This is a genomic window from Streptomyces sp. AK010, from assembly GCF_014207295.1.
GTDB lineage: Bacteria > Actinomycetota > Actinomycetes > Streptomycetales > Streptomycetaceae > Streptomyces > Streptomyces massasporeus.
Genome location: NZ_JACHCX010000002.1, coordinates 32964 through 54669 on the forward strand (window position 1 = coordinate 32964; position 21706 = coordinate 54669).

The following is a 21706-nucleotide window of genomic DNA, read 5'->3' on the forward strand; positions in this document are numbered from 1 at the left end:
CGGACCAGGGTGGCGTCGTCGCGGAGCCGGACCAGGGTGGCGTCGTCGCGGAGCCGGACCAGGGTGGCGTCGTCGCGGAGCCGGACCAGGGTGGCGTCGTCGCGGAGCCGGACCAGGGTGGCGACGTCGCGGAGCCGGACCAGGGTGGCGAGGTCGGAGCGGCGGCCGGGCGGACGCACAGGCCCGGCACCGTGGGAGAGCTCACGTCTCCGTCCGGTACATCAGGTCCACCTCGTGCGTGGTGAACCCCAGCCGCTCGTACACCGACACCGCCGCCTTGTTGTCGGCGTCGACGTACAGCATCGCCGTCGGCAGCCCCCGCCCCGCCAGGTGCCGCAGCCCGATCGTGGTCAGGGACTTGCCGAGGCCGCCGCCCTGCGCGCCGGGGCCGACGCCGAGGACGTAGACCTCGCCCAGGCCCTCCTCGGCGTGCACCTTGGTCCAGTGGAAGCCGACGAGTTCGTCGCCGCGGAAGGCGAGGAAGAAGCCCTCGGGGTCGAACCACGGCTCGGCCTTGCGGTCGTCGAGGTCGCGCTGGGTGAGGGAGCCCTGCTCGGGGTGGTGGGCGAAGGCGGCGGCGTTCACCGCGAGCCAGGCCGCGTCGTCCTTGCCGGGGACGAAGGTGCGGACCGAGACGCCCTCGGGGAGCACCGGGTCGGGTGCGGCGAAGTCGGTCAACGGCCGCCGCATCTGGCGCAGTTCACGGAAGAGGGTCAGGCCGAGGACCTGCGCGAGATGCCGGGCGGCGGAGTGCCCGCCGTGCGCCCACACCCGCAGCCGCTTGCCGGAGGCCGCCAGCAGCGCCGAGCCGAGCGCCCGCCCGTGCCCGTGCCCGCGGTGCCCGGGGTGCACGACCAGCTCGGCGGCCGGCGGCTCCACCAGGTCCGTGTCCTCCAGTTGGGCATAACCGACAAGTTCCCCGCCGGCGGTCAGCAGCAGATGGGACACGCCCTCCCGCTCCCCGCCGCGCAACTGCAACCGGCCCTGTTCGGACACCGCCTGCTGCCCGTCGGTCCCGGCCGCCTCGTCGAGCAGTCCGAGCACGGCCTCGGTCTGCTCCGCGGAGAGCGCGGCCAGGGTCTCGATCGAGCGGGGGCGTCCGGGCCGTACGGTGTCGTCGCTGGTCATGCGTACGAGGGTACGGCGCACCACCGGCAAATCGGCGGCAAAGAAGCAACCAGGTCGTAACCACGAAAGGCCTGTCGCGCTACGCGCGTTGACTCTAGGCTGCGCCGGACGGCAACACCGTCCGATCACAACCGCCAGCAGACCCACAGGGGGGCGTATGCCAGCCACTTCACCGGCGTCGGCGCACCAGGAGCGCCGCAGACGTCGTACGAACCGTTTCGTCGCTCTCACCGCCGGTGTCGTCACCGTCGGCGCGCTGGCCGCCGCGGCGCTGCCCGGTTCGGCCAGTGCCGGGGAGGAGCACCGCAAGGGCGGGTACGGCCGCTACCAGGACGTGCAGCTGCTGTCGTTCAACGACCTGCACGGCAACCTGGAGCCGCCGGCCGGTTCCTCCGGCCGGGTCACCGAGACGCAGGCCGACGGCACGACGAAGACCATCGACGCCGGTGGTGTCGAGTACCTCGCCACGCATCTGCGGCAGGCCCGCAAGGGCGAGAAGTACTCCATCACGGCGGCCGGCGGCGACATGGTCGGCGCCTCCCCGCTGATCTCGGGGCTGTTCCACGACGAGCCGACCATCGAGGCGCTGAACAAGCTCGACCTCGACGTCACCTCCGTCGGCAACCACGAGTTCGACGAGGGCGCCAGGGAGCTGGGCCGTCTGCAGAACGGCGGCTGCCACCCGAAGGACGGCTGCTACGCGGACAAGAGGTTCAAGGGCGCCGACTTCCCCTACCTGGCCGCCAACGTCCTCGACGAGAAGACGAAGAAGCCGATCCTCAAGCCCTACTGGGTGTGGAAGAAGAACGGCGTCAAGGTCGGCTTCATCGGAGTGACCCTGGAGGGCACCCCGGACATCGTCTCCGCCGAGGGCGTCAAGGGCCTGTCCTTCAAGGACGAGACCGAGACGATCAACAAGTACGCCAAGGTGCTGCAGAAGCAGGGCGTGAAGTCGATCGTCGCCCTGATCCACGAGGGCGGTTTCCCGGCGTCGACGTCGTACAACTACGACTGTGACTCCCCGGGTGCGGGCGACGGCGTCTCCGGCCCGATCGTCGACATCGCCAAGAACGTCACGCCGCAGGTGGACGCGCTGGTCACCGGCCACACCCACAGCGCGTACGTGTGCAGCATCGCCGACCCGGCGGGCAAGCCCCGCATGGTCACCTCGGCCGCGTCCTTCGGCCGTCTCTACACCGACACCACGCTGACCTACGACCGCAGGACCGGCGACATCGCCCGTACGGCGGTCAAGTCCGCGAACCGCGTGGTCACCCGGGACGTCCCCAAGGCGCCCGACATGACCGAACTGATCAGCAAGTGGAACACCCTGGCCGCGCCCATCGGCAACAAGCCGATCGGCTACATCTCCGGCGACATCGGCAACACCGGCACCGAGTCCCCGCTCGGCGACCTCATCGCCGACGCGCAGCTAGCCCACGGCAAGCAGCTCGACCCGGAGACCGACCTGGCGCTGATGAACCCGGGCGGTATCCGCGCCCCGCTGACCTACGCGGCCAAGGCCGGTGAGGGCGACGGCGTCGTCACCTACGCCGAGGGCTTCACGGTCCAGCCGTTCGCGAACACCGTGAACCTCCAGGACTTCACGGGCGCGCAGGTCATCCAGGCGCTCAAGGAGCAGGTGTCCGGCCCGAACGCGGCGGCCCCTAAGGTCCTCCAGGTCTCGTCCGGCCTGACCTACACGCTGGACCTCACCAAGTCGGGTGCCGACCGGGTGGTCACGGACAGCATCAAGGTGAACGGTGCGGCCATCGACCCGGCGGCCACCTACCGCGTCGCGACGAACAGCTTCCTCGCGGGCGGCGGCGACGGCTTCCCGACCCTCGGGCAGGGCACCAACGACGTGGTCGGCAGCGACGACCTGACGGCTCTGGAGCAGTACCTGACGGCCAACTCCTCGGCGTCGAACCCGATCGCCCCGCCGAAGGCGGACCGCATCACGATCGTGAAGTAAGTCGCATACCCGGGGTTCAGGTTGCGGGTGGGGGAGGTACGCATGATCGGATGGATCGATGCGTACCCCCCACCACCCAGTTGCGCATCCCCGTCCGAACCCGTACGAGGAGCTCGCCGCCCTCGATGACGGGCCTCTGGAGGAGACCCCTCTGGATGAGTTCCTCACGGAGGAACGTGATGCGGGCGCCGAGGACGCCTGGGCTCCGCCGGACCACCGCCGCGGCGGCAAGCGGCGCAGGAAGAATCGTTTCGCTGGCTTGCCGCTCGCGGTGAAGGCGGTGGTCGGCCTGGTCGTCCTCGCCTCGTTCGCCGCGCTCGGTGACCGCTGGGCCGTGCTGTACGCCGAGCACCGGGCCGCCGACACCCTGAAGGACCGCCTCGACCTTGCCGCGGCGCCCGAGGTGGAGATCGGCGGCTTCCCCTTCCTCACCCAACTCGCCGACAAGCGGCTGGACTCGGTGAAGGTGACCGTCCCGGACGTCGCCGCCGACCGGGTCTCCCTGGCCAAGGTGTCGGCCACGGCCCACGACGTGACGCTGGACGCCGACGGCCTCACCTCCGTGCGCGGCGCCCACGTCCCCCGCTTCGACGGGGACGTCCAGCTCACCTTCGCCGACCTCAACCGCGAACTCGGTGCCTCTCAGGTGACGTTCACCGGCGAGGGCCGCGACCGGGTCCGGGCGGACGGCACCCTGCCGGTCGCCGGGCACGATCTGCGGCTGCGCGCCGAGGCCCGGATCCAGCGGCAGGGCGAGCGGGGCATCGCCACCGAGATCGGCAAGATGCGCCTGGACATCGGCGACCTGGCCACCTACCGCCCCGGCACGCGCGCCTCGGAGGGCCTGCACCTGACGCCCAAGGGCACCGCCGACCTCGCCCGGGAGACCCGCAAGGCCAAGGCGCTGCTGTCGGTGCCGGCCATCGTGCAGCGGATGGGCGTGCCCGAGGCGACCGTGCGCGAGGCGCTGGCCGACGACGGCAAGCTCGCCGGGCTGACCGGCTCCCCGCGCTTCGCCCGCCAGGCCGCCGGCCTCAACCTCATCGACCTGGCCCTGGAGAACCCCGACGTCATGCGCCGTCTGGGCCTGGACCCCGACCTGCTCGACTCTCTGTCGGGCCTGACCCGCCCGGTCCTGGCCGACCGGCTGTCCCTGGCGTTCGAACTGCCCGAGCCGGACCAGGGGGACGTGCGGTTGCGGGACGTCCGGGTGGAGGAGGAGGGCATCCGGGTGCGGGTGTCCGGGACGGGGCTGACGGTCGGGCGGTGACTCCTCGAGGGGCCCGGTCCGGCCCACGGGGAGACGTCCTCCTGAGTGGCCCGGCCCCGCCGTGAGTGAAACTTTGTGTGCAGATGTGTTGACCTCTGTTCGAGTTTCCTTCTAGTTTCGTGCTCCCATGAGCGGTCCGTCCGCGGCCTGCTCACCTTCGCACATGCTCAGAAGGGGATGTCGTGCCTCAAAGGAACCATCGCGGGACAGCTCGCGTGGGGGCGCTGCTGGCCTGCGTCACGGCATTCGGTGGAGCGCTCGCCTCCCCCGCCGCCGCCTCTCCCACCCACCGTCCCGCCACCCCGCCGCCCGTCAGCGACTTCAAGGGCGTCAACTGGGCCGACCCGCGCGACAACTTCGCCCATGACGCGGTCGTGCCCTCGGGCCTGTCCACGTCGGACAGCTACGCCACCACCTACGCCAAGTCCAAGGCGATCATCGGCGGGTTCTCCGAGCTGGGCGCCAACACCGTCCGCCTCCCGGTCAACCCGGCCTCCGTGAACGGCCCGTTCTGGAAGTCGTACCGGGGCGCGATCGACGCCGCCACCGCCAAGGGCTTCAAGGTCATCCTGGGCTACTGGGAGGCCGACAACGCCAAGGACGGCAAGATCGACGACCAGGCGTCCTGGGACCGGATGTGGGCGCGGATCACCTCCGCCTACGCCCGCGACTCCAAGGTGTACTTCGAGCCGATGAACGAGCCGTTCGGCTACACCGCCCAGGAATGGACGGACATCGCGGCGAAGTGGGTGAGCAGCCACGGCAACGTGCCGCGCGACCGGATCCTGATCGGCGGCTACAAGTACAGCGAGGACGTCAAGCCGGTCTGCGCCGACCCGCGCCTGAAGGGCACGCGCCTCGCGCTGCACAACTACGGCTTCTGGCACACCGACTGGACCAGCGTCGACCAGTGGAAGGCCGACTTCAAGAGCCGCATAGGCGACTGCGCCTCACGCACGATCCTCGACGAGTTCGGCGCCTCCATGACCACCGGCCTGGACTACAACGGCCCGGCGGGCACCTCCAACGAGATCGCGTACATCCAGGCCGCGACCGACACGATCCGGGAGCTGGGCCTGGGCTCGGTCTACTGGCCCGGCCTGCGCAACGGTGACACCTACTCGCTCACCACGCTCCAGGGCACGGGCACGAACCTCAGCCTGACGGTGAACAACCAGAGCGGCCTGGACCGGCTGCACTACGCCTGGAAGCAGTAGGAACCGGCAAGAGCCCCCACGGGATCACGATGGTGGCCCTTCCGGGTCCGGCGCCGCTCGTCAGCCGGACCCGGAAGGCAGCCTTTCAGGACGCCGAAGGCGTCCAGCCCGCGAGCCAGTCCCCGACCTCCTGGTTCGCGGCCTGCGCGTCGGTCAGATGCGGCCGGTCGCCGCTCGCACCGCCCGCCCCCGCGCCGCTGTTCTTGTACTCGGCGAACCGGTCGTCCTTCCAGGAGAACCCGCTCATGTCGGTCCACGGGGCCGACTTGATCGCGTTGCTCAGGCTGGTGTTGCGGACCGTGGTCTGCGGGTCGAGGGAGGCGTCCCCGCCCGCGTGCCAGGGCCGGCCGAGGTAGAAGGTCCCGGCCGAGACATCGCCGTTCACCGTGGAGTTGGCGATCAGGATGCCCTTGCGGTTCGCGGCCGTGCTCGGCGCGGTGACGTACCCGGCCGAGGTGCCGTCCCAGCGCTTCTTCAGCGTGATGACGGACCTGTCGACGACGGCCGTGGCCCGCCCGAAGATGAAGTCGACGTTGCCGATGACGTAGGAACTGCTGACGTAGACCCGCCCGAGCTTGTCCTTGGCGGCGGTGTCGAGCAGCAGCGTGTCCTGGTCGCCGCTGACGATGATCCCGTCCAGGAACACCTTGTCGGAGGCGGTCCGCAGCGCGACGGCCTGATGCCCGCTGAGGCTCTGATTGGCCTTCTCGTCGAAGTCGTTGGAGATGGTCAGGTTGCGCGCCTGGAAGTCGTCGGCCTCGACGGCGACGGTGGCGCTGCCGCCCGTGCCGTAGGTGCCGCCCCCGGGCTTCGGCGTACCGGCCGCGTTGTTGTAGACGATCGTCGTGTCCTTGCGGCTGCCGCCGGTGCCCTGGATGGTGACGTGCGGCTTGTTGGAGGGCACCTTCACCAGTTCCCGGTACGTCCCCGGCTTCACGGCGATCACGACGCGCGAGGGGTTGTTCGCCGGTACGGCGTTCACCGCGGCCTGCACGGTGCGGTACTGGCCGCTGCCGTCCTGGGCGACGGTGAGGGTGGTGGCGGCCGCGGCCCGGGTGGAGACGGCGGTGGTGCCGATCGAACCACGCGGCCCGGCACCGGACTTCAGGAGGGACGGCAGATCGGCGGCCTGGTCGAGGCTGTAGGAGTAGTACGCCTTCGGGTCGAAGGCGCTCCCGCCGCTCTCGTTGCGCCCGCTGGTGCCGGAGAAGACGTTGCCGCGCTGCACGATCGTGGCGCCGCTGTCCTTGATCACCGGGTTCCTGATGCCCTGGAAGTAGGAGTTCTCCAGCACCATCCTGGTCGAGCCGCGCGAGTAGTTCCCGTACGACGAGCCGATGCTCGTGTTCGGGGCGTCCTCCAGGAAGTTGTTGTAGAGGTGCGCGTGCGCGGCGTTGTCCGTGGAGGGGTTGCGCTGCTCGGTCTCGCGGATCCAGTTGTGGTGGATCGTGATGTCGGTCCTGACGTTCTCGGTCCAGCCGATGCCGAAGGTCTTGTTGTTGTCGCTCAGCTTGTTCCAGGAGACGGTGACGTTCGTCGAGTCCTTGCGGACGTCGATGAGCCCGTCGGCCATGTGCCGCAGATCGTTGTGATCGATCCACACGTGGTGGGCGCCGTCCATCTGGACGGCGTCGAAATCATGGTCCTTGTCGTTCCAGATGCCCTGGTACGCGTCCCGGATGGTCAGGTTCCGGATGATCACGTTGCGCACGCCCTGGCCGAGGAAGAACCCGCCGCCGACGATGTGCCCGGCGGTCCCCCGGCCCACGATGGTCTTGTCGGACTGCACCTTGATCTCTTTGCCGACCGGGTTCATGGCGATGGTCCCGGCGACGACGATGACGTACGGCTGGGTCGCGGTGGCGTACTTCTCCAGCTCGGCCTGCGTTGTCACGGTGACGACCTGACCACCCCGCCCGCCGTACGTCCCGTTCTGCCCGAGGGAGTTGACGGAGGCGAACCCGTCGGCGGTGTCGGCGGCCCAGGCGGGGGCGGCGGCGGTGGCGGCGGAGGCCTGCAGTGCGGTGGAGCCCAGGACGCCGAGGTCGCCGCCGTAGGCGAAGGTGCCGGCGGCGGTCAGGGCCAGGGGGACCCCGACCGCCAGGGCGGTACGGCTTCTGCGACGGCGGTGCTGGGCTGTGCTGCGCGGCTCACTCATGCGGCGATCCGTTCCGTGTGGGGGAATGACCGCCGAGCAGTCGCCGCCCCACACGGAAAGGTTGCCGGGGTATCTGCCCTACTTCACGCAGGACTTGGGGTCGAGCTTCTCCTCGATCTTGTCCTCACGACCGTCCGGCTGGCCGCTCGGCAGGAGCTTGTCGGAGATCCCGTCGATGTAGTACCCGTGGGAGTAGACGGTCTGGTAGCCCCGGTCCCGCCAGCTGTGCACGGTCCGCTCCCCGTTCCCCTTGTCCCACTGGTAGTCCTCGACGTGGAAGACCGGGTTCACGCGCACCACGCGCTGGTACGGCGTCCAGGTCACGGCGACCTGCCGGCACGGCGGAATCGTCTTCTCGCTCCGGGTCTCGAACCTCGACTCCTTCTCCCAGCCCCACTCGTAGCCGGCGCTGCCGCCCACGGTTCCGCTGAAGATGCTCTTGGCGAGGGAGAGGCTGATGGAGCCGCCGACGCTCTTCTTCGCGAACGTCTTGGTGCTGTAGCTGCTGACGAAGGTCTCCTTGTCGTCGGCGGACCCCTTGTTGCCTATCCACCGGGACGTGCGGACGGTGTCGCCCTTGATCGACCAGGTCGAGGCCTCGGCGTAGCCGCACCAGCCGCGGAACAGCTCCCACGGCCCGGCGGGCTTCCACAGCCCGAAGACGTCCCGCAGGTACTCGTCCTGGGTCTTGAACTCACCGGTGTCGACGTTGAGGGCGCCGTACACGCCCGTCAGGCTCGTCTCCTGACTGCAGAGCCGCTCGATCATCCGGTCGGTGTCCCCGGGATCCACACCCCGGATGTTGGTGGCCCCGGCGGGCCCGGCGGCGGCCGTCCCCGCGCCGGTCAGCAGACCGGCGCCGGCGAGGGCGAGGGAAGCGGCAACAACACCGCATTTTCTGAGAGTTGACGTGCGGATGAGACGCATGTGGGGGGCTCACTCCTGCTTGTCGTTCTGTGACGGCAGTGAAGATGTCAGAACGGGTGCAGGTGTGTGCGGTACTGGTGGGTACGACAGGACATTGACAGCTGGGAGGCGGGCTTGTCCTGCTTTATCGGGCGCTGGTGCCGCCGCCACGGCTGATCGCGACGCGGAGTACGTCCCCCAGGGACTCCACGGCCCTTGTCAGTGCGAAACGAACGGCACGCTCACCCGCCTTGGCGTCTTCGAGTACGGCCTTGGCACCCGCGAGCACCTGCTCGGCGGAGTCGAGTGAAGCGGCCTCGACGTCATCGGCGAGCAGCGATAGGTGGCTGTGGGGATCGTCGGTGGACAGGTAACAGGCCTTGCCGTCGGCCCCGGTCCAGGGGAGCAGCCTCATGCGTGGACCTCCAGGGCGTGGAGGTACGGGCGGACCAGGCGGGTGTCCATGACGAGGGCCTCTACGTGGAGGGGGCGCGCGGCGTGCGCGGGCAGGGGTGGCGACCGTGAGGTGGGCGTGGCGGCCCGATGGCGCCCTCGGGCGGGCAACAGGAGTCGTACAAGGGTGAGCAGGAGTGCCTCGCAGACCTCGGCGATGCGCGGATGGGACGGCAGGAGTTGCTCCACCGCGAGTCGGCACCGGACGTACGCGTCATCCTGGACGAGGTGGCGCTTCGGCGGCCCGTTCCTGAAGCGAAGGTGTGGGCGGAGCAGTTGTCGCACCTCTTGGACGCAGGCGTGTTGCCGAACGTCGCGATCCAGGTATTGCCCTTCGCGGCGGGGGTGCACGACCTCATGGACAGCCACCTCTGGCTGTTCTGGCAACGATCCGGTGAGCCGGTCGCCTGGACAGAGGGCAACGGCTTCGGCGAGTTGATCACGGAAGCGGACAAGGTCCTGCGCTTCCGTTTGTCCTACGATCGCGTCAGGGACGCGGCGCTGACCCCTACGGAGTCGACGGCGTTCATAAAGCGCCTTCCAGAGGCGTGCAGAGAATGAACCGAGCTCCTGACCTCACCACCGCCACGTGGCGCAAGTCGTCCTACAGCGACGGGGGCGGCACGAACTGCCCGGAGGCCGCCGACGCTCACCCCGGCACAGTCCCCGTCCGCGACAGCAAGAACCCCGACGGCCCGATACTCGTGTTCGGCGCGACCTCGTGGACGTCGTTCCTGACGCAGGTCAAGGGCGAATCGTGTTGATCCATTCCCTGACGTGCTGAAGCTGCCGCTATGGTCGTAGGCGCGGCGCGTCGAAGGAGCGTATCGATCATGACTGCACATGCTGAGGAACCCGCCCCTGCCGTTCCACCCATGCCCGAGCGGACCCCGAAGGCGCTCCGCCAGGCCATCGCCCGGCATGCTCCCCAGCTTCTCCCGGACTTCGACGAACACTGGAAGCGTGCGATCGCCGACACGTACGACATCGCCCCCCTCCCGGCATTCATGGCCCGCTGGTGGGGCGAGTACGCCATCGCCCGTGACCCCGAGCTGGACGCCCACGTAGCCGACCTCGAGCACCGGGCAGCCTACGAGTGCTCGGATATCGACGAGGCCCGGGCCCTCCTCGAAGAAGCATCGAGGATCCGCTACCGGGCGCGGGAAACGAGGCCCGGTCGGTGACCGACGACTTCATGGGGCCGCCGTGGCAGATGGACTGGCGGCTCGATGCCCTCGCCTCCCGCAACGCGTTACCTGAGGACGTGCGGAGAATGGTCGACGAGGCTCGTGCCGAGCTGATCACCGTGAAGGACCCGTACTTCCGGGGGATCGACGCCGACGGCGATCTCCCCGTCACCATGTACGTCGAACCGGTACGGTCCACTGATCCCAAGGGAGCTCACATCCTGTACTTCGACAACCATCGCGGTTGGCTGAAGTACACCTTCGTGCAGCGCACCGAGGACCCGCAGATCGTGGTGGAAGAGATCTTCTGGCAATGAGACTACGGCAGCTCCGGCGGCGCCGTGGCCGCCCCCGGCAGTCGTACCGTCGCCACCGTGCCGCCGCCCTCCGCCCGGGACAAGGAGACCTCGCCCCCGGCCTGCTGCACCGTGCGCGCCACGATCGACAGGCCCAGGCCCGAGCCGGGCAGCGCCCGTGCGCTCGGGGAGCGCCAGAAGCGGTCGAAGACGTGGGGGAGTTCGTCGGCGGGGATGCCCGGGCCGTGGTCGCGGACCGTGAGGACGCCGTCGATCAGGCGGACCTCGACCGTGCCGCCCTCCGGGCTGAACTTCACCGCGTTGTCGAGGATGTTGACCACCGCCCGTTCCAGGGCGGAGGGTTCCGCCCGGACGAACCACGGCTGGACGTCCGCCGTGATCGTGAGCTCCGGGCCCCGTAGCCGGGCCCGTCGCAGCGCGGACTCGACCGTGTCCTGCCAGGCGACGATCTGTGTCCGGCCCGCGTGCTGGCCCGTGTCCGGGCGGGAGAGTTCCTGGAGGTCGCCGATGAGTGCCGCCAGCTCCGTCATCTGTGCCTTCACCGACGCGAGCAGCGCCTTGCGGTCCGCCTCGGGGAGGGGGCGGCCCGTTTCCTCGCTGCGGGTGAGGAGTTCGATGTTGGTGCGCAATGAGGTGAGCGGCGTACGCAACTCGTGGCCCGCGTCCGCGATGAGCTGTTGCTGGAGTTCCCGGGAGCTGGCCAGGGCCGACGTCATCGAGTTGAAGGAGCGGGACAGGCGAGCCACCTCGTCCTCGCTCGCGTCGTCCACGGGGATACGGACGTCCAGATCCTCCGTGCGGGCCACGTGCTCGACGGCCTCCGTCAGTTTGTCCACCGGTCGCAGGCCCGCCCTGGCGACCGTGAGGCCGGCCGCTCCGGCGCCCACCACCCCGACACCCGAGACCAGCAGGAGAATCAGCGCCAGCTCGTTGAGCGTGGACTCCGTTCCCTTGAGCGGGACGGCGATGACCAGCGCGTAGTCGGCGGCCACGCCCTGCTGGAACGGGCCGTCCTTCACTACGACCGCCGTGGTCAGCACGCGCACCGAGTTGCCGTCGCTGTCCGTGCCGTTGCGCAGCACGGCCGTCCTGGGGTCAGGATTCCTGGCCACCTCCCTGTCCCCGCTCGTGACCTTGACCTGCGGCATCAGGTTGCTGAAGAGACAGACCCTGCCGTCGGACCCGACCACCTGCGCGTAGGTCTGCGGTCGCGGTGCCCCGCCGAGGGTGTTCGACGGCTTCTGGGGGCACGTCTTCGTCAACGCGTCGAAATCGTCTGCCTGAAGGGTCCGGAACGACGACTTCAGGTCCCCGTCCACCTGGTCGTACAACTTCCCCTGCACAATGAACCAGCACGTCACCGACACCGCCGCCACAGCGAACGCCACCGCCGCCGCCACCAGCAGCGCCAGCCGGGAGCGGATCGGCAGGGAGCGGAAGCGCCGTACGGCCCCGCGCATCCAGGAACTCACTCCGCGCCGCCCTGCCGCAGCACGTATCCGACACCCCGCACCGTGTGCACGAGGCGCGGCTCGCCGCCCGCCTCGGTCTTGCGGCGCAGGTACATGACGTACACGTCGAGGGAATTCGACGACGGCTCGAAGTCGAAGCCCCAGACGGCCTTGAGGATCTGTTCCCGGGTGAGGACCTGGCGCGGGTGTGCCAGGAACATCTCCAGGAGCGTGAACTCCGTGCGGGTCAGCTCCACCTGGCGCCCGCCCCGCGTGACCTCCCGCGTCGTGAGGTCCATGCGCAGGTCGGCGAAGGTGAGCGCGTCCTCGTCGGCCGGGTCGGCCGCGCCCACGGCCGCCGCGTAGGAGCTGCGGCGCAGCAGCGCGCGGATGCGGGCGAAGAGTTCGTCGAGTTCGAAGGGCTTGACCAGGTAGTCGTCGGCGCCCGCGTCGAGGCCGGTGACGCGGTCGCCGACGGTGTCACGGGCCGTGAGCATCAGGATCGGCGTGGTGTCGCCCGTGGCGCGGATGCGGCGCGCCGCCGTCAGACCGTCCATGCGCGGCATCTGGATGTCGAGGACGACCAGGTCGGGCCGGTAGGCCGCCGCCTTGTCGAGCGCGTCGGCACCGTCGACGGCTACCTCGGTCCCGTATCCCTCGAACGCGAGGCTGCGCTGGAGCGCTTCGCGTACGGCCGGCTCGTCGTCGACGATCAGGATGCGCTGCGGGTCACGGTCGCCGTCTGCGGGGCTCATGGGTCGGGGGTCCTCGGGGGTGAAGGGGGGCGGGGGTGCTCTGACGCTCTCAGCGTCGCACGTCGCGGGCGTGAGCCGGCGGGAACGTCAGACCCGCGGCGCCCGGCGCCGGGCCTTCCCGGCGCGGCTCGTCCTGCGGGTCGCCGTGGCCGGTGCCGTCTCCGCCGCCCGGCCCGACGGCGCGTGCAGGGCGGACGCCACCGCCAGGGCCAGGCCGATCGCCGCCGGGTCCCCGCCCGGCTCGGTGTGCACCACCTGCTCGATCATCGCCGTACTCCTCGCTGCCGGTTGCCGGGCTCAGTCGGTCGACCCGGCCCGCAGCTTCGCGAGGTCGGCCTTGACGGTGTTGATCGGGATGGCGAAGCCCAGGCCGACGCTGCCCGCGTCGGAGGACGAGGAGGCCTGGCCGGCCGGCGAGTACATGGCGGAGTTGATCCCGATGATGTTGCCGTTCATGTCGATCAGCGCGCCGCCGGAGTTGCCCGGGTTGAGGGACGCGTCGGTCTGGAGCGCCTTGTACGTCGTCGTGTCGGAGCCGGTGTCGCCGTTGAACTGGCGCCCGCCGAACTCGAACGGCCACTGGTCGCCCTGCCCCTGGCCCTGCCCCCACTGCTGGCCCTGGCCCTGGTCCTCCTCGGTCGGGACGGTCACGTCGCGGTCGAGGGCCGAGATGATGCCGCTGGTGACGGTGCCGGACAGGCCCTCGGGGGAGCCGATGGCCACGACCTGGTCGCCGACCTGGATCCCGGCCGAGTCGCCGAGGGTGGCGGCCTTCAGGCCGGAGGCGTTCTCCAGCTTGATCAGCGCCAGGTCCTTCTTGCTGTCGGTGCCGACGACCTTCGCGGTGTACGACGTGCCGTCGCTGGTCGTCGCCTTGATCTGGGAGGCGCCGGCGACGACGTGGTTGTTGGTGACGATCTCGCCGCCGCTGGTGATGATCACGCCGGAGCCGGTGGAGGACCCGGCGTTGGAGTTGGCGCTGATCTCGACGATGCTCGGGCTGACGGCCTTCGCGACGCCGGCCACGGTGCCCTTCTGGCTGGAGGGGACCACGGTGGTGCTGGTGGAGCTGGAGGCGACGGTGTCGTTGCCGGTCAGTTCCTGGATGCCGTAGGCGGTGCCGCCGCCTATCGCCGCCGCCACGATCGCCACGGCGGCGATCAGGGCGAGGGGGCCGCGGCCGCGCTTCTTCGGATGCGGAGCATGCGCCGGGGTGTACGCCGGCGGGGGCGGCCACTCGGGGTTCACCGGGGCCTGCTGCTGACCCTCGTAAGGGTTCTCGTACTCGCCACTGCGGTGGAAGCTCTCGGTCATGGAAGAGAGCTTGTCGCCCGACCATGAGAGCTTCCTGAGTGCTCCCTGAGAAGCCCGACAGAACCTCGTATGCCCGATATAAAGAGGCTCGCCGTCTCAGCCCTCGGAGGCTACGCGCAGCCGCAGGACTGCCGGGTCACCAGCCGCGACGGGAACACCTTCAGCCGCTCCCGACGGGCCCCCGCGACCCGCAGCCCGTCGTCGAGGACGAGGTCCACCGCCGCCCGGGCCATCGCCGGGCGGTCGGACGCGATCGTCGTGAGGGGCGGGTCCGTGAGCGCCGCCTCCTTGATGTCGTCGAAGCCGGCCACCGCCAGCTCGCCGGGCACGTCGATGCGCAGTTCGCGCGCCGCGCGCAGCAGGCCGATCGCCTGGTCGTCGGTGGAGCAGAAGATCGCCGGCGGGCGCTGGGGGCCGGAGAGGATCTTCAGGGCGGCCTGGTAGGCGTCGTAGCGGTTGTAGAGGGCCTCGAAGAGGCGGCCCTCCGTGGAGATCCCCGCCTCGTCCATCGCGCGGCGCCAGCCCTCGACGTGGTCGGAGACCGGGTCGCCGACGGCGGGGGTCTCGGCTATGCCGCCCATGCAGGCGACGTACTCGTGACCGTGCTCCAGCAGGTGCCGGACGGCGAGCTCGGCGCCGCCCAGGTCGTCCGTGGTGACGGCGACGTCGTCGATGGCCTCGGGCCGTTCGTGCAGCAGCACGACCCGGGCATCCCAGGCCTCGATCTCGGCGGCGGCGAGGTCGTTGAGCGCGTGGCTGACGAGGATGAGTCCGGAGACCCGCATCCCCAGGAAGGCGCGCAGGTAGTGGACCTCGCGTTCGCCGACGTAGTCGGTGTTGCCGACGAGGACCATCTTTCCGCGCTCGGAGGCTGCCTGCTCGACCGCGTGCGCCATCTCCCCGAAGAAGGGCTGGCGGGCGTCCGGGATGATCAGGCCTACGAGGTCCGTGCGCCGGGACGCCATGGCCTGGGCCACCCGGTCGGGCCGGTACCCCAGTTCCTTGATCGCGGCGAGGACACGCTCGCGCGTGGCCGGGGCGACCGGCCGGGGTCCGTTGTTGATGACATAGCTGACCACGGCAGTGGAAGTCCCTGCCAGCCGCGCCACATCATCCCGAGTCACCTTGGCCACGAGCGGAGTCTACGCGGATATACCGGCTCTGGGCAGGGCGTAAAGGCGGTTCCGTGCGATATGCCGACCGCCGTCCGGGGCACCCCGTGCGGGACGCGATGCCCAGGTCGGCGGCGCAATACGCCTCTTTACGCCTTCGCGCGGGCCTCGGCCGCGTCCAGGGCGGCCGACTTGTCCTCGGTGTCCGGATCCGCCTTGGCCGCCTTGGCCTTCGCCTCCTCGGCGGCGCGCTCCATCTTCTCCGGCTTCTCCGGCGTAACGAATCGATAACCGACGTTCCGGACGGTGCCGATCAGCGACTCGTGCTCGGGGCCGAGCTTGGCGCGCAGTCGCCGTACGTGCACGTCGACCGTGCGCGTACCGCCGAAGTAGTCGTAGCCCCAGACCTCCTGGAGCAGCTGGGCGCGGGTGAAGACGCGGCCGGGGTGCTGTGCGAGGTACTTCAGGAGCTCGAACTCCTTGAAGGTGAGGTCGAGGACGCGGCCCTTGAGCTTGGCCGAGTACGTCGCCTCGTCGACCGACAGGTCGCCGTTGCGGATCTCCATGGGGGAGTCGTCGCTGACGATCTGCTGCCGCCCCATGGCCAGTCGCAGTCGCGCCTCGACCTCGGCCGGGCCGGCGGTGTCGAGCAGGACGTCGTCGATGCCCCAGTCGGCGGTGACGGCCGCGAGGCCGCCCTCGGTGACGACGAGGACGAGCGGGCAGCCCGGCCCCGTGGAGCGCAGCAGCTGACAGAGGCTGCGCACCTGCGGCAGATCGCGCCGGCCGTCGATGAGGATGACGTCGGCGCCGGGGGTGTCGACGAGGGCAGGTCCCTCCGCGGGGGCCACACGCACGCTGTGCAGGAGCAGGCCGAGGGCGGGAAGCACCTCCGTCGACGGCTGGAGGGCATTGGTCAGGAGCAGCAGAGAACTCATACGTCTGGTTCCTCCTCGGTCCCTGCGAGGACGCTTGTTGGTGCAGCACCGCTCTGTCTGCGATCCCGAAGGCCCCGTACACCTGCGGTTTCCCGCTTCGTATACAACGCTTCCGAAAGCACAAAAGGACCCGGGGGCAACGCTGCCCGAGTCCTCTGCCCAGCAGAATAGCCCACATGAGCTCTCGTCCGGCAGGTCATGTGGCGCGTTCCACCGATCGTCCACACTCCGAGACGCCCGGGGGAACGCCTGCGCGGAATCCTTCGAGGACGTTTCTGCGTACGGCCGACGGGGTGACGATCGACGCCGTGTACGACCCGGGCACCGCTGTGTACGACGCCTCGCGGACGCCTACCGGTCATCCCGTGTTTGTCGTCGCCCACGGCTTCACCGGGGCCGTGGACCGGCCGCATGTACGAAGGGTGGCGCAGGCCTTCGCCCGTTACGGGGCGGTCGTCACGTTCTCCTTCCGGGGCCACGGTGCCTCCGGCGGGCGGTCCACGGTCGGGGACCGGGAGGTGCTCGACCTGGCGGCGGCGGTGCGGTGGGCGCGGGAGCTCGGGCACGCGCGCGTGGGCACGGTCGGGTTCTCGATGGGCGGCTCGGTCGTGCTGCGGCACGCGGCGCTGCACCCCCGGGAGACCGACGCGGTGGTCTCGGTCAGCGCCCCGGCCCGCTGGTACTACCGGGGCACCGCCCCGATGCGGCGGCTGCACTGGATGGTGACGCGGCCGGAGGGGCGGATCGTCGGCCGGTACGGCTTCGGGACGCGCATCCACCACCGGGACTGGGACCCGGTCCCGCTCTCCCCGGTGGAGGCGGTGCCGAGGATCGCCCCCACCCCGCTGCTGATCGTGCACGGCGAGGCCGACGGCTACTTCCCGGTCGACCACCCGCGGATGCTGGCCGCTGCCGCCGGTGACCAGGGGGAACTGTGGCTGGAGCCGGGGATGGGGCACGCCGAGCACGCGGCCGGCGACGAGCTGCTGGCCCGGATCGGGGACTGGGTCGCGGGCCGGGCGGGCTAGCCTGACGGGGTTCACCGCCGAATTCATTGAGGAAGCAGATGCCAAAGGTCACGGTGCGCTACTGGGCCGCCGCCAAGGCCGCGGCCGGGGTGGCCGAGGAGCCGTACGAGGCGGCCACCCTCGCCGAGGCGCTCGACGGAGTGCGCGAGCGGCACCCCGGCGAGCTCGAGCGCGTCCTGCGCCGGTGCTCGTTCCTGGTGGACGGCGACCCCGTGGGCACCCGCGGACATGAGACGGTACGGCTGGCCGACGGCGGCACGGTCGAGGTGCTCCCGCCGTTCGCAGGAGGATGAGCGATGACCGACCAGCCGAACCAGCCGAACCAGCCGAACCAGCCGAACCAGCCGTACGACCCCTACGGGCAGCAGCCGCAGGCGTGGCCCGGGCAGGGGTACCAGGGCTGTGAAGACCCGCACGCCGCTCAGCAGTACACGCAGCAGTGGCAGGGGCAGACCTGGGAGACGCAGAACCACCGGGCGGTGTCCGCGCAGGCGCCGGATCCACAGACGGCGATCCTGACACCGCAGTCGCCCCGGTCGCCGCAGTCGCCCCATTCGCACCGGAGGCCCCGGACGCCGCAAGGACCTGCCGCCCCGGCCGCAACCGACGCCGACGCCTCCGCCACCGGCTACGGCCCGGCCACCGTCGGTGGGAACGCGCGCGTCACCGACGCGCAGCGGGCCCGCGCGGAGGGGCGCTCCCCGATCATCGAGCCCGGCATGCAGCCGGCCGCGTTGACGGCGCTGCTCGGGCTGCTGCTGGCGGGTGCCGCGGCGGTCGGGACGTACGCGCTGCTCGTGCCGCTGGTGATCCTCCAGGCCGTCACCGCGGCGGGCTGGTTCCGGCTGAACGGCATGTGGCCGGCCCGGCAGGGCATCGCGCTGGGCTTCGCGGGTGCGCTGGCCGCCGACGCGGCGCTGCTGGTCTCGGGCCGCTCGCCGGCGGCGATCCTCGGCACGATCGGGGTGTGGGTGCTGCTCGCGCTGGTCCTGCAGCTGCGGTCGCACGCCGACCCGGACGAGCGGATGTACGGCCTGATGGCGACGGTCGCGGCTTCGGCGCTGGCGATCGTGGCCGGCGGGTATCTCGCGGCCGCGGCGGACGCGGTCACGGTCGGCGCGGTGGCCGTCGCGGTCGCCGTCCTGGCCCGCGCGCTGCCGCTGCCGACCCCGGCCTCGGTGGTGGTGTCCCTGCTCGCCGCGGCGGGTGCGGGCATCGCGATGGGCGCGGTCACGGACCTCAGCACGTCGGGCGCCCTCCTCGGCGCGGGCGCCGCCGTCTGCGCCCTGATCGGCCACCGGGTCGCGAGCTACGACTACCCGTCGCGCTTCGTCCACTTCACGGCGGGCGTGGCCCTGCCGCTGGCCGCCGCGGCCCCGGCGGTGTACGTCCTGGGCAGGGCGCTGGCGTAGAGCGGACAGGGCGGGACGCCGTGCCGCCCGCCCTGTCACAGATGATCAACAATCCTCCGGTCCCCCTTCCCCGCGGGGTTACTCTCACGCAAGGGACGGCCACCCGGTCGTCAGGCACCGCGTCCGACCGACTGGGTGGGGGACACACCGCATGCGCGCACTGCGAATACTGCTGATCTTCGTCGTGATCCTGGGCGGGCTCTTCGTGATCGCCGACCGCGTCGCGGTCAACTTCGCCGAGGACGAGGCCGCCGACCGGCTGAGGACGACGGAGAACCTGTCGGCGACGCCCGACGTGTCGATCAAGGGCTTCCCGTTCCTCACCCAGGTCGCCGGCGGTTCCCTGGACGACATCGAGGTCGGCATCAAGGACTACGAGGCCGCCGCGGGCAACGGCGGCCAGAAGATCCGCATCGACGACCTCCAGGCCGACATGAAGGGCGTCGAGTTCTCCGGCGACTACAGCTCCGCCACCGCCTCCACCGCCACCGGCACCGCGACCATCGCCTACGACGAGCTGCTGAAGACCGCGAAGTCCGAGCCCACCCAGGTCGCCCCGGGCGTCACCGCCAACGTCATCGGCCTCTCCGACGGCGGCAACGGCAAGATCAAGGTCACCGTCGAGGCCACGGTCCTCGGGAGCAGGCTCCCGGAGCCGGTCTCCGTGCTCAGTTCGGTGAAGGTGGACAACGGCACCGTCCGCGTGCACGCCGACGGCCTGCCCAAGTTCGGCGGCGTCGACATCGCCGAGAACCGCGTCCGGGCGATCACCGACTTCCAGCAGAAGATCGACGGCCTGCCCGGCGGCATCAAGCTGGACACCGTCCAGGCCGCCCCGGACGGCGTCGAGATCACGGTGAAGGGTTCCGACGTCCGCCTGGCCGGGTAGGCAGTTGCTCGGCGGGTCCGACGTCCGCCTGGCAGGTAGGCAGTTGCTCGGCGGGTCCAAGGTCCGCCTGGCCGGGTAGGCAGTCGCTCGGCGGGTCCGACCTGCGCTGTCCGGTGGGCGAGACGGTGATGTCCGCAGCGTAGATGTGGCGGGGGATACGGTCGGCCGGACACCGTGCGGCGAGCGCCCCGGAGGCCTCCCGATCCCATATGGCGGATTGTCTCGTCTCAGTATGCGACACACCGGTGACACGCCCGCCCGACCGTCCCTACGATCGACACTATGAAGCGACAGGCGGATCTCACGAAGCGGCGGGCAGTAGACCTGTGCCGCGTCGCCGCCATGCTCTGTCGCACCTTCTGAGCGATCGCGTCGGCAGTCGCGTCGGCGCGCGCATCCCCGCAGCCCCGCATCACGGGCACCCGTGCGCCGCCCTGCCTCAAGGGCGCGCCCTGCAGACCTCGCACGCCCCGCCGTAACTGCCCCGGAGGAGAAGAAGCATGAGCCGCAACGACGTCCTGGTTGACGCCGACTGGCTCCAGGAGCACCTGGACGACCCGACCATCGCCATCGTCGAGGTGGACGAGGACACGTCCGCCTACGAGAAGAACCACATCCGCAACGCCATCCGGATCGACTGGACCCAGGACCTGCAGGACCCGGTCCGCCGTGACTTCATCGACCAGGAGGGCTTCGAGAAGCTCCTGTCCGACAAGGGCATCGGCAACGACCACACCGTGGTCCTCTACGGCGGCAACAACAACTGGTTCGCCTCCTACGCCTACTGGTACTTCAAGCTGTACGGCCACGACAGCGTCAAGCTGCTCGACGGCGGCCGCAAGAAGTGGGAGCTCGACGCCCGCGAGCTCGTCGCCGGCGACGAGGTGCCGCAGCGTCCGAAGACGGACTACAAGGCCAAGGCCCAGGACACGTCCATCCGCGCCTTCCGCGACGACGTCGTGGCCGCGATCGGTTCGCAGAACCTCGTCGACGTGCGCTCGCCCGACGAGTTCTCCGGCAAGCTGCTCGCCCCGGCCCACCTGCCGCAGGAGCAGTCCCAGCGCCCGGGCCACGTCCCGTCCGCCCGCAACATCCCGTGGTCCAAGAACGCCAACGACGACGGCACCTTCAAGTCGGACGACGAGCTCAAGGAGCTCTACGCCGCGGAGAGCGTCGACCTGGCCAAGGACACCATCGCCTACTGCCGCATCGGTGAGCGCTCCGCGCTGACCTGGTTCGTGCTGCACGAGCTCCTCGGTGTGGAGAACGTCAAGAACTACGACGGCTCCTGGACCGAGTACGGCTCCCTCGTGGGCGTGCCGATCGAGCTCGGCGCCAACAAGTAAGCAACCCCGACCGACCTTTCCAGACTTCAGGAGTACGACATGTGCGGTGCGAAGGCCGGCGGCCCCGACGCCTCGACGATCAAGCCCGGTGAGACCACCATCCAGGGTCAGGTGACCAAGGACGGCGAGCCCGTGGTGGGTTACGTCCGTCTGCTGGACTCGACCGGCGAGTTCACGGCCGAGGTGCCGACCTCGGCGACCGGACAGTTCCGCTTCTACGCGGCCGAGGGCACCTGGACCGTCCGTGCCCTCGTGCCCGGCGCCACCGCCGACCGCACGGTCGTCGCCCAGCAGGGCGGCCTGGCGGAGGTCGCGATCGCCGTCTGACGGCGACCGGATTCCGAAGGGCCGCATCCCGCGGGTTGGACGCCTGGGGTGCGGCCCTTCGGCCTGCCCGGACCCAGGGGGTTCCTGACGGATCTCCGCGGCGTCGCGACGCCCGGCACGCACTCTCGCCGCACCGGACGAAAGGCCTAGTGGCTCCGCTACGAGACCTTCCGTCCGGCACGTCGAGAGCACGCACCGAACGCCGCTCCTTCCTCCGCGGAGATCCACCAGAAACCCCCTACGCTGGACGTATGTACGCACGCCGGCGTCATACGTACTTCGCGATGATGGGCCTCTGCATCGGCCTCTTCGTGCTGGCCTGGGGTGTGGTGCGGCTGTGGTCCGTTCCCGTCGCCGTCGGGATGTGTGTCGTCGCCATGGTCATTCCGCCCGTCGCGGCCATGGTGGCGAACCGGCGCGGGCCGGAGGACCGGTGGTGGGACGACCCCTCCGGGGATCCCCAGTCCGACGAGTGGTGGGACGAGCTCGACGGCAAGAAGCGCCCGCACTGACCCGGAGTCCG

Annotated in this window: 25 protein-coding genes; 15 read left to right on the forward strand and 10 right to left on the reverse strand. The window is 70.3% G+C overall.

Annotated elements, in window-relative coordinates; all coding sequences use genetic code 11:
* Positions 1 to 201 precede the first annotated feature (201 nt).
* The gene (gene mshD, locus HDC93_RS03330) at positions 202 to 1128 is read right to left on the reverse strand and encodes a mycothiol synthase (RefSeq protein ID WP_185007032.1); all 927 of its coding nucleotides are present in this window, start codon (positions 1126 to 1128) and stop codon (positions 202 to 204) included.
* Between the two features lie 157 nt (positions 1129 to 1285).
* Here mshD and HDC93_RS03335 point away from each other — a divergent pair, with 157 nt between their 5' ends.
* The 3 genes from HDC93_RS03335 to HDC93_RS03345 all read left to right on the forward strand — a co-directional run bounded on the left by HDC93_RS03335 (position 1286) and on the right by HDC93_RS03345 (position 5590).
* Positions 1286 to 3103, forward strand: coding sequence for a bifunctional UDP-sugar hydrolase/5'-nucleotidase (locus HDC93_RS03335; protein WP_185007034.1), 1818 nt, complete (start codon positions 1286 to 1288; stop codon positions 3101 to 3103).
* Between the two features lie 58 nt (positions 3104 to 3161).
* Positions 3162 to 4373: a DUF2993 domain-containing protein gene (locus tag HDC93_RS03340; protein WP_185007036.1), complete on the forward strand. Its 1212-nt coding sequence runs from the start codon at positions 3162 to 3164 to the stop codon at positions 4371 to 4373.
* Positions 4374 to 4555: 182 nt separating this feature from the next.
* Positions 4556 to 5590 (forward strand): cellulase family glycosylhydrolase, encoded by a 1035-nt coding sequence (locus HDC93_RS03345; RefSeq protein ID WP_185007038.1) that lies wholly within the window; start codon positions 4556 to 4558, stop codon positions 5588 to 5590.
* A gap of 85 nt (positions 5591 to 5675) precedes the next feature.
* Here HDC93_RS03345 and HDC93_RS03350 read toward each other — a convergent pair whose 3' ends face one another.
* The 3 genes from HDC93_RS03350 to HDC93_RS03360 form a co-directional block, all read right to left on the reverse strand.
* Positions 5676 to 7748 (reverse strand): pectinesterase family protein, encoded by a 2073-nt coding sequence (locus tag HDC93_RS03350; protein ID WP_185007040.1) that lies wholly within the window; start codon positions 7746 to 7748, stop codon positions 5676 to 5678.
* A gap of 78 nt (positions 7749 to 7826) precedes the next feature.
* On the reverse strand, positions 7827 to 8675 hold the full coding sequence (locus HDC93_RS03355) for a hypothetical protein (RefSeq protein WP_185007042.1): 849 nt from the start codon (positions 8673 to 8675) through the stop codon (positions 7827 to 7829).
* A 124-nt stretch (positions 8676 to 8799) separates the two neighbouring features.
* Entirely contained in the window at positions 8800 to 9069 is a 270-nt protein-coding gene (locus tag HDC93_RS03360) for a hypothetical protein (protein ID WP_185007045.1), read from the reverse strand.
* Between the two features lie 128 nt (positions 9070 to 9197).
* Here HDC93_RS03360 and HDC93_RS03365 point away from each other — a divergent pair, with 128 nt between their 5' ends.
* The 4 genes from HDC93_RS03365 (at position 9198) to HDC93_RS03380 (ending at position 10611) form a co-directional block, all read left to right on the forward strand.
* Positions 9198 to 9668: a DUF5753 domain-containing protein gene (locus HDC93_RS03365; RefSeq protein ID WP_221516218.1), complete on the forward strand. Its 471-nt coding sequence runs from the start codon at positions 9198 to 9200 to the stop codon at positions 9666 to 9668.
* Positions 9665 to 9871, forward strand: a complete 207-nt coding sequence (locus tag HDC93_RS03370; RefSeq protein ID WP_185007047.1) for a DUF397 domain-containing protein — start codon at positions 9665 to 9667, stop codon at positions 9869 to 9871. The genes HDC93_RS03365 and HDC93_RS03370 overlap by 4 nt, the downstream gene beginning before the upstream one ends.
* 69 nt (positions 9872 to 9940) lie before the next feature.
* A complete protein-coding gene (locus HDC93_RS03375; RefSeq protein WP_185007049.1) occupies positions 9941 to 10291 on the forward strand; it encodes a DUF6247 family protein in 351 nt (116 codons plus the stop codon).
* Positions 10288 to 10611: a hypothetical protein gene (locus tag HDC93_RS03380; RefSeq protein ID WP_185007051.1), complete on the forward strand. Its 324-nt coding sequence runs from the start codon at positions 10288 to 10290 to the stop codon at positions 10609 to 10611. The genes HDC93_RS03375 and HDC93_RS03380 overlap by 4 nt, the downstream gene beginning before the upstream one ends.
* 2 nt (positions 10612 to 10613) lie before the next feature.
* Here the strand turns inward: HDC93_RS03380 and HDC93_RS03385 are convergent, their stop codons facing one another.
* From HDC93_RS03385 to HDC93_RS03410, 6 genes are all read right to left on the reverse strand, one after another.
* On the reverse strand, positions 10614 to 12071 hold the full coding sequence (locus tag HDC93_RS03385; protein ID WP_185007896.1) for a cell wall metabolism sensor histidine kinase WalK: 1458 nt from the start codon (positions 12069 to 12071) through the stop codon (positions 10614 to 10616).
* 8 nt (positions 12072 to 12079) lie between these two features.
* Positions 12080 to 12817, reverse strand: a complete 738-nt coding sequence (locus HDC93_RS03390; protein ID WP_185007053.1) for a response regulator transcription factor — start codon at positions 12815 to 12817, stop codon at positions 12080 to 12082.
* Positions 12818 to 12904: 87 nt separating this feature from the next.
* Positions 12905 to 13084, reverse strand: coding sequence for a hypothetical protein (locus HDC93_RS03395; RefSeq protein WP_185007055.1), 180 nt, complete (start codon positions 13082 to 13084; stop codon positions 12905 to 12907).
* A 30-nt stretch (positions 13085 to 13114) separates the two neighbouring features.
* Positions 13115 to 14131 carry a S1C family serine protease gene (locus HDC93_RS03400; protein WP_185007057.1) on the reverse strand — a complete coding sequence of 339 codons (1017 nt, stop codon included), beginning with the start codon at positions 14129 to 14131 and terminating at the stop codon, positions 13115 to 13117.
* A gap of 110 nt (positions 14132 to 14241) precedes the next feature.
* Positions 14242 to 15264 (reverse strand): LacI family DNA-binding transcriptional regulator, encoded by a 1023-nt coding sequence (locus tag HDC93_RS03405; protein WP_185007059.1) that lies wholly within the window; start codon positions 15262 to 15264, stop codon positions 14242 to 14244.
* A gap of 128 nt (positions 15265 to 15392) precedes the next feature.
* Positions 15393 to 16181, reverse strand: coding sequence for a response regulator transcription factor (locus HDC93_RS03410; protein WP_185007061.1), 789 nt, complete (start codon positions 16179 to 16181; stop codon positions 15393 to 15395).
* A gap of 176 nt (positions 16182 to 16357) precedes the next feature.
* On the opposite strand from HDC93_RS03410, the gene HDC93_RS03415 reads away from it, so the two are divergent.
* The 8 genes from HDC93_RS03415 (at position 16358) to HDC93_RS03445 (ending at position 21695) form a co-directional block, all read left to right on the forward strand.
* Complete coding sequence (locus HDC93_RS03415) at positions 16358 to 17209, forward strand: alpha/beta hydrolase (RefSeq protein ID WP_185007063.1); 852 nt, start codon at positions 16358 to 16360, stop codon at positions 17207 to 17209.
* Positions 17210 to 17247: 38 nt separating this feature from the next.
* Positions 17248 to 17502, forward strand: coding sequence for a MoaD/ThiS family protein (locus tag HDC93_RS03420; RefSeq protein ID WP_010036212.1), 255 nt, complete (start codon positions 17248 to 17250; stop codon positions 17500 to 17502).
* A gap of 3 nt (positions 17503 to 17505) precedes the next feature.
* Positions 17506 to 18621 (forward strand): hypothetical protein, encoded by a 1116-nt coding sequence (locus HDC93_RS03425; protein WP_185007065.1) that lies wholly within the window; start codon positions 17506 to 17508, stop codon positions 18619 to 18621.
* Positions 18622 to 18772: 151 nt separating this feature from the next.
* Positions 18773 to 19510: a DUF2993 domain-containing protein gene (locus HDC93_RS03430; protein ID WP_185007067.1), complete on the forward strand. Its 738-nt coding sequence runs from the start codon at positions 18773 to 18775 to the stop codon at positions 19508 to 19510.
* 282 nt (positions 19511 to 19792) lie between these two features.
* Complete coding sequence (locus HDC93_RS39575) at positions 19793 to 19873, forward strand: putative leader peptide (protein WP_350310325.1); 81 nt, start codon at positions 19793 to 19795, stop codon at positions 19871 to 19873.
* Between the two features lie 137 nt (positions 19874 to 20010).
* Positions 20011 to 20856 carry a sulfurtransferase gene (locus tag HDC93_RS03435; protein WP_185007069.1) on the forward strand — a complete coding sequence of 282 codons (846 nt, stop codon included), beginning with the start codon at positions 20011 to 20013 and terminating at the stop codon, positions 20854 to 20856.
* A gap of 39 nt (positions 20857 to 20895) precedes the next feature.
* On the forward strand, positions 20896 to 21183 hold the full coding sequence (locus HDC93_RS03440) for a DUF1416 domain-containing protein (protein WP_003991226.1): 288 nt from the start codon (positions 20896 to 20898) through the stop codon (positions 21181 to 21183).
* A 251-nt stretch (positions 21184 to 21434) separates the two neighbouring features.
* A complete protein-coding gene (locus tag HDC93_RS03445) occupies positions 21435 to 21695 on the forward strand; it encodes a DUF3099 domain-containing protein (protein WP_104787603.1) in 261 nt (86 codons plus the stop codon).
* Positions 21696 to 21706: the final 11 nt, after the last annotated feature.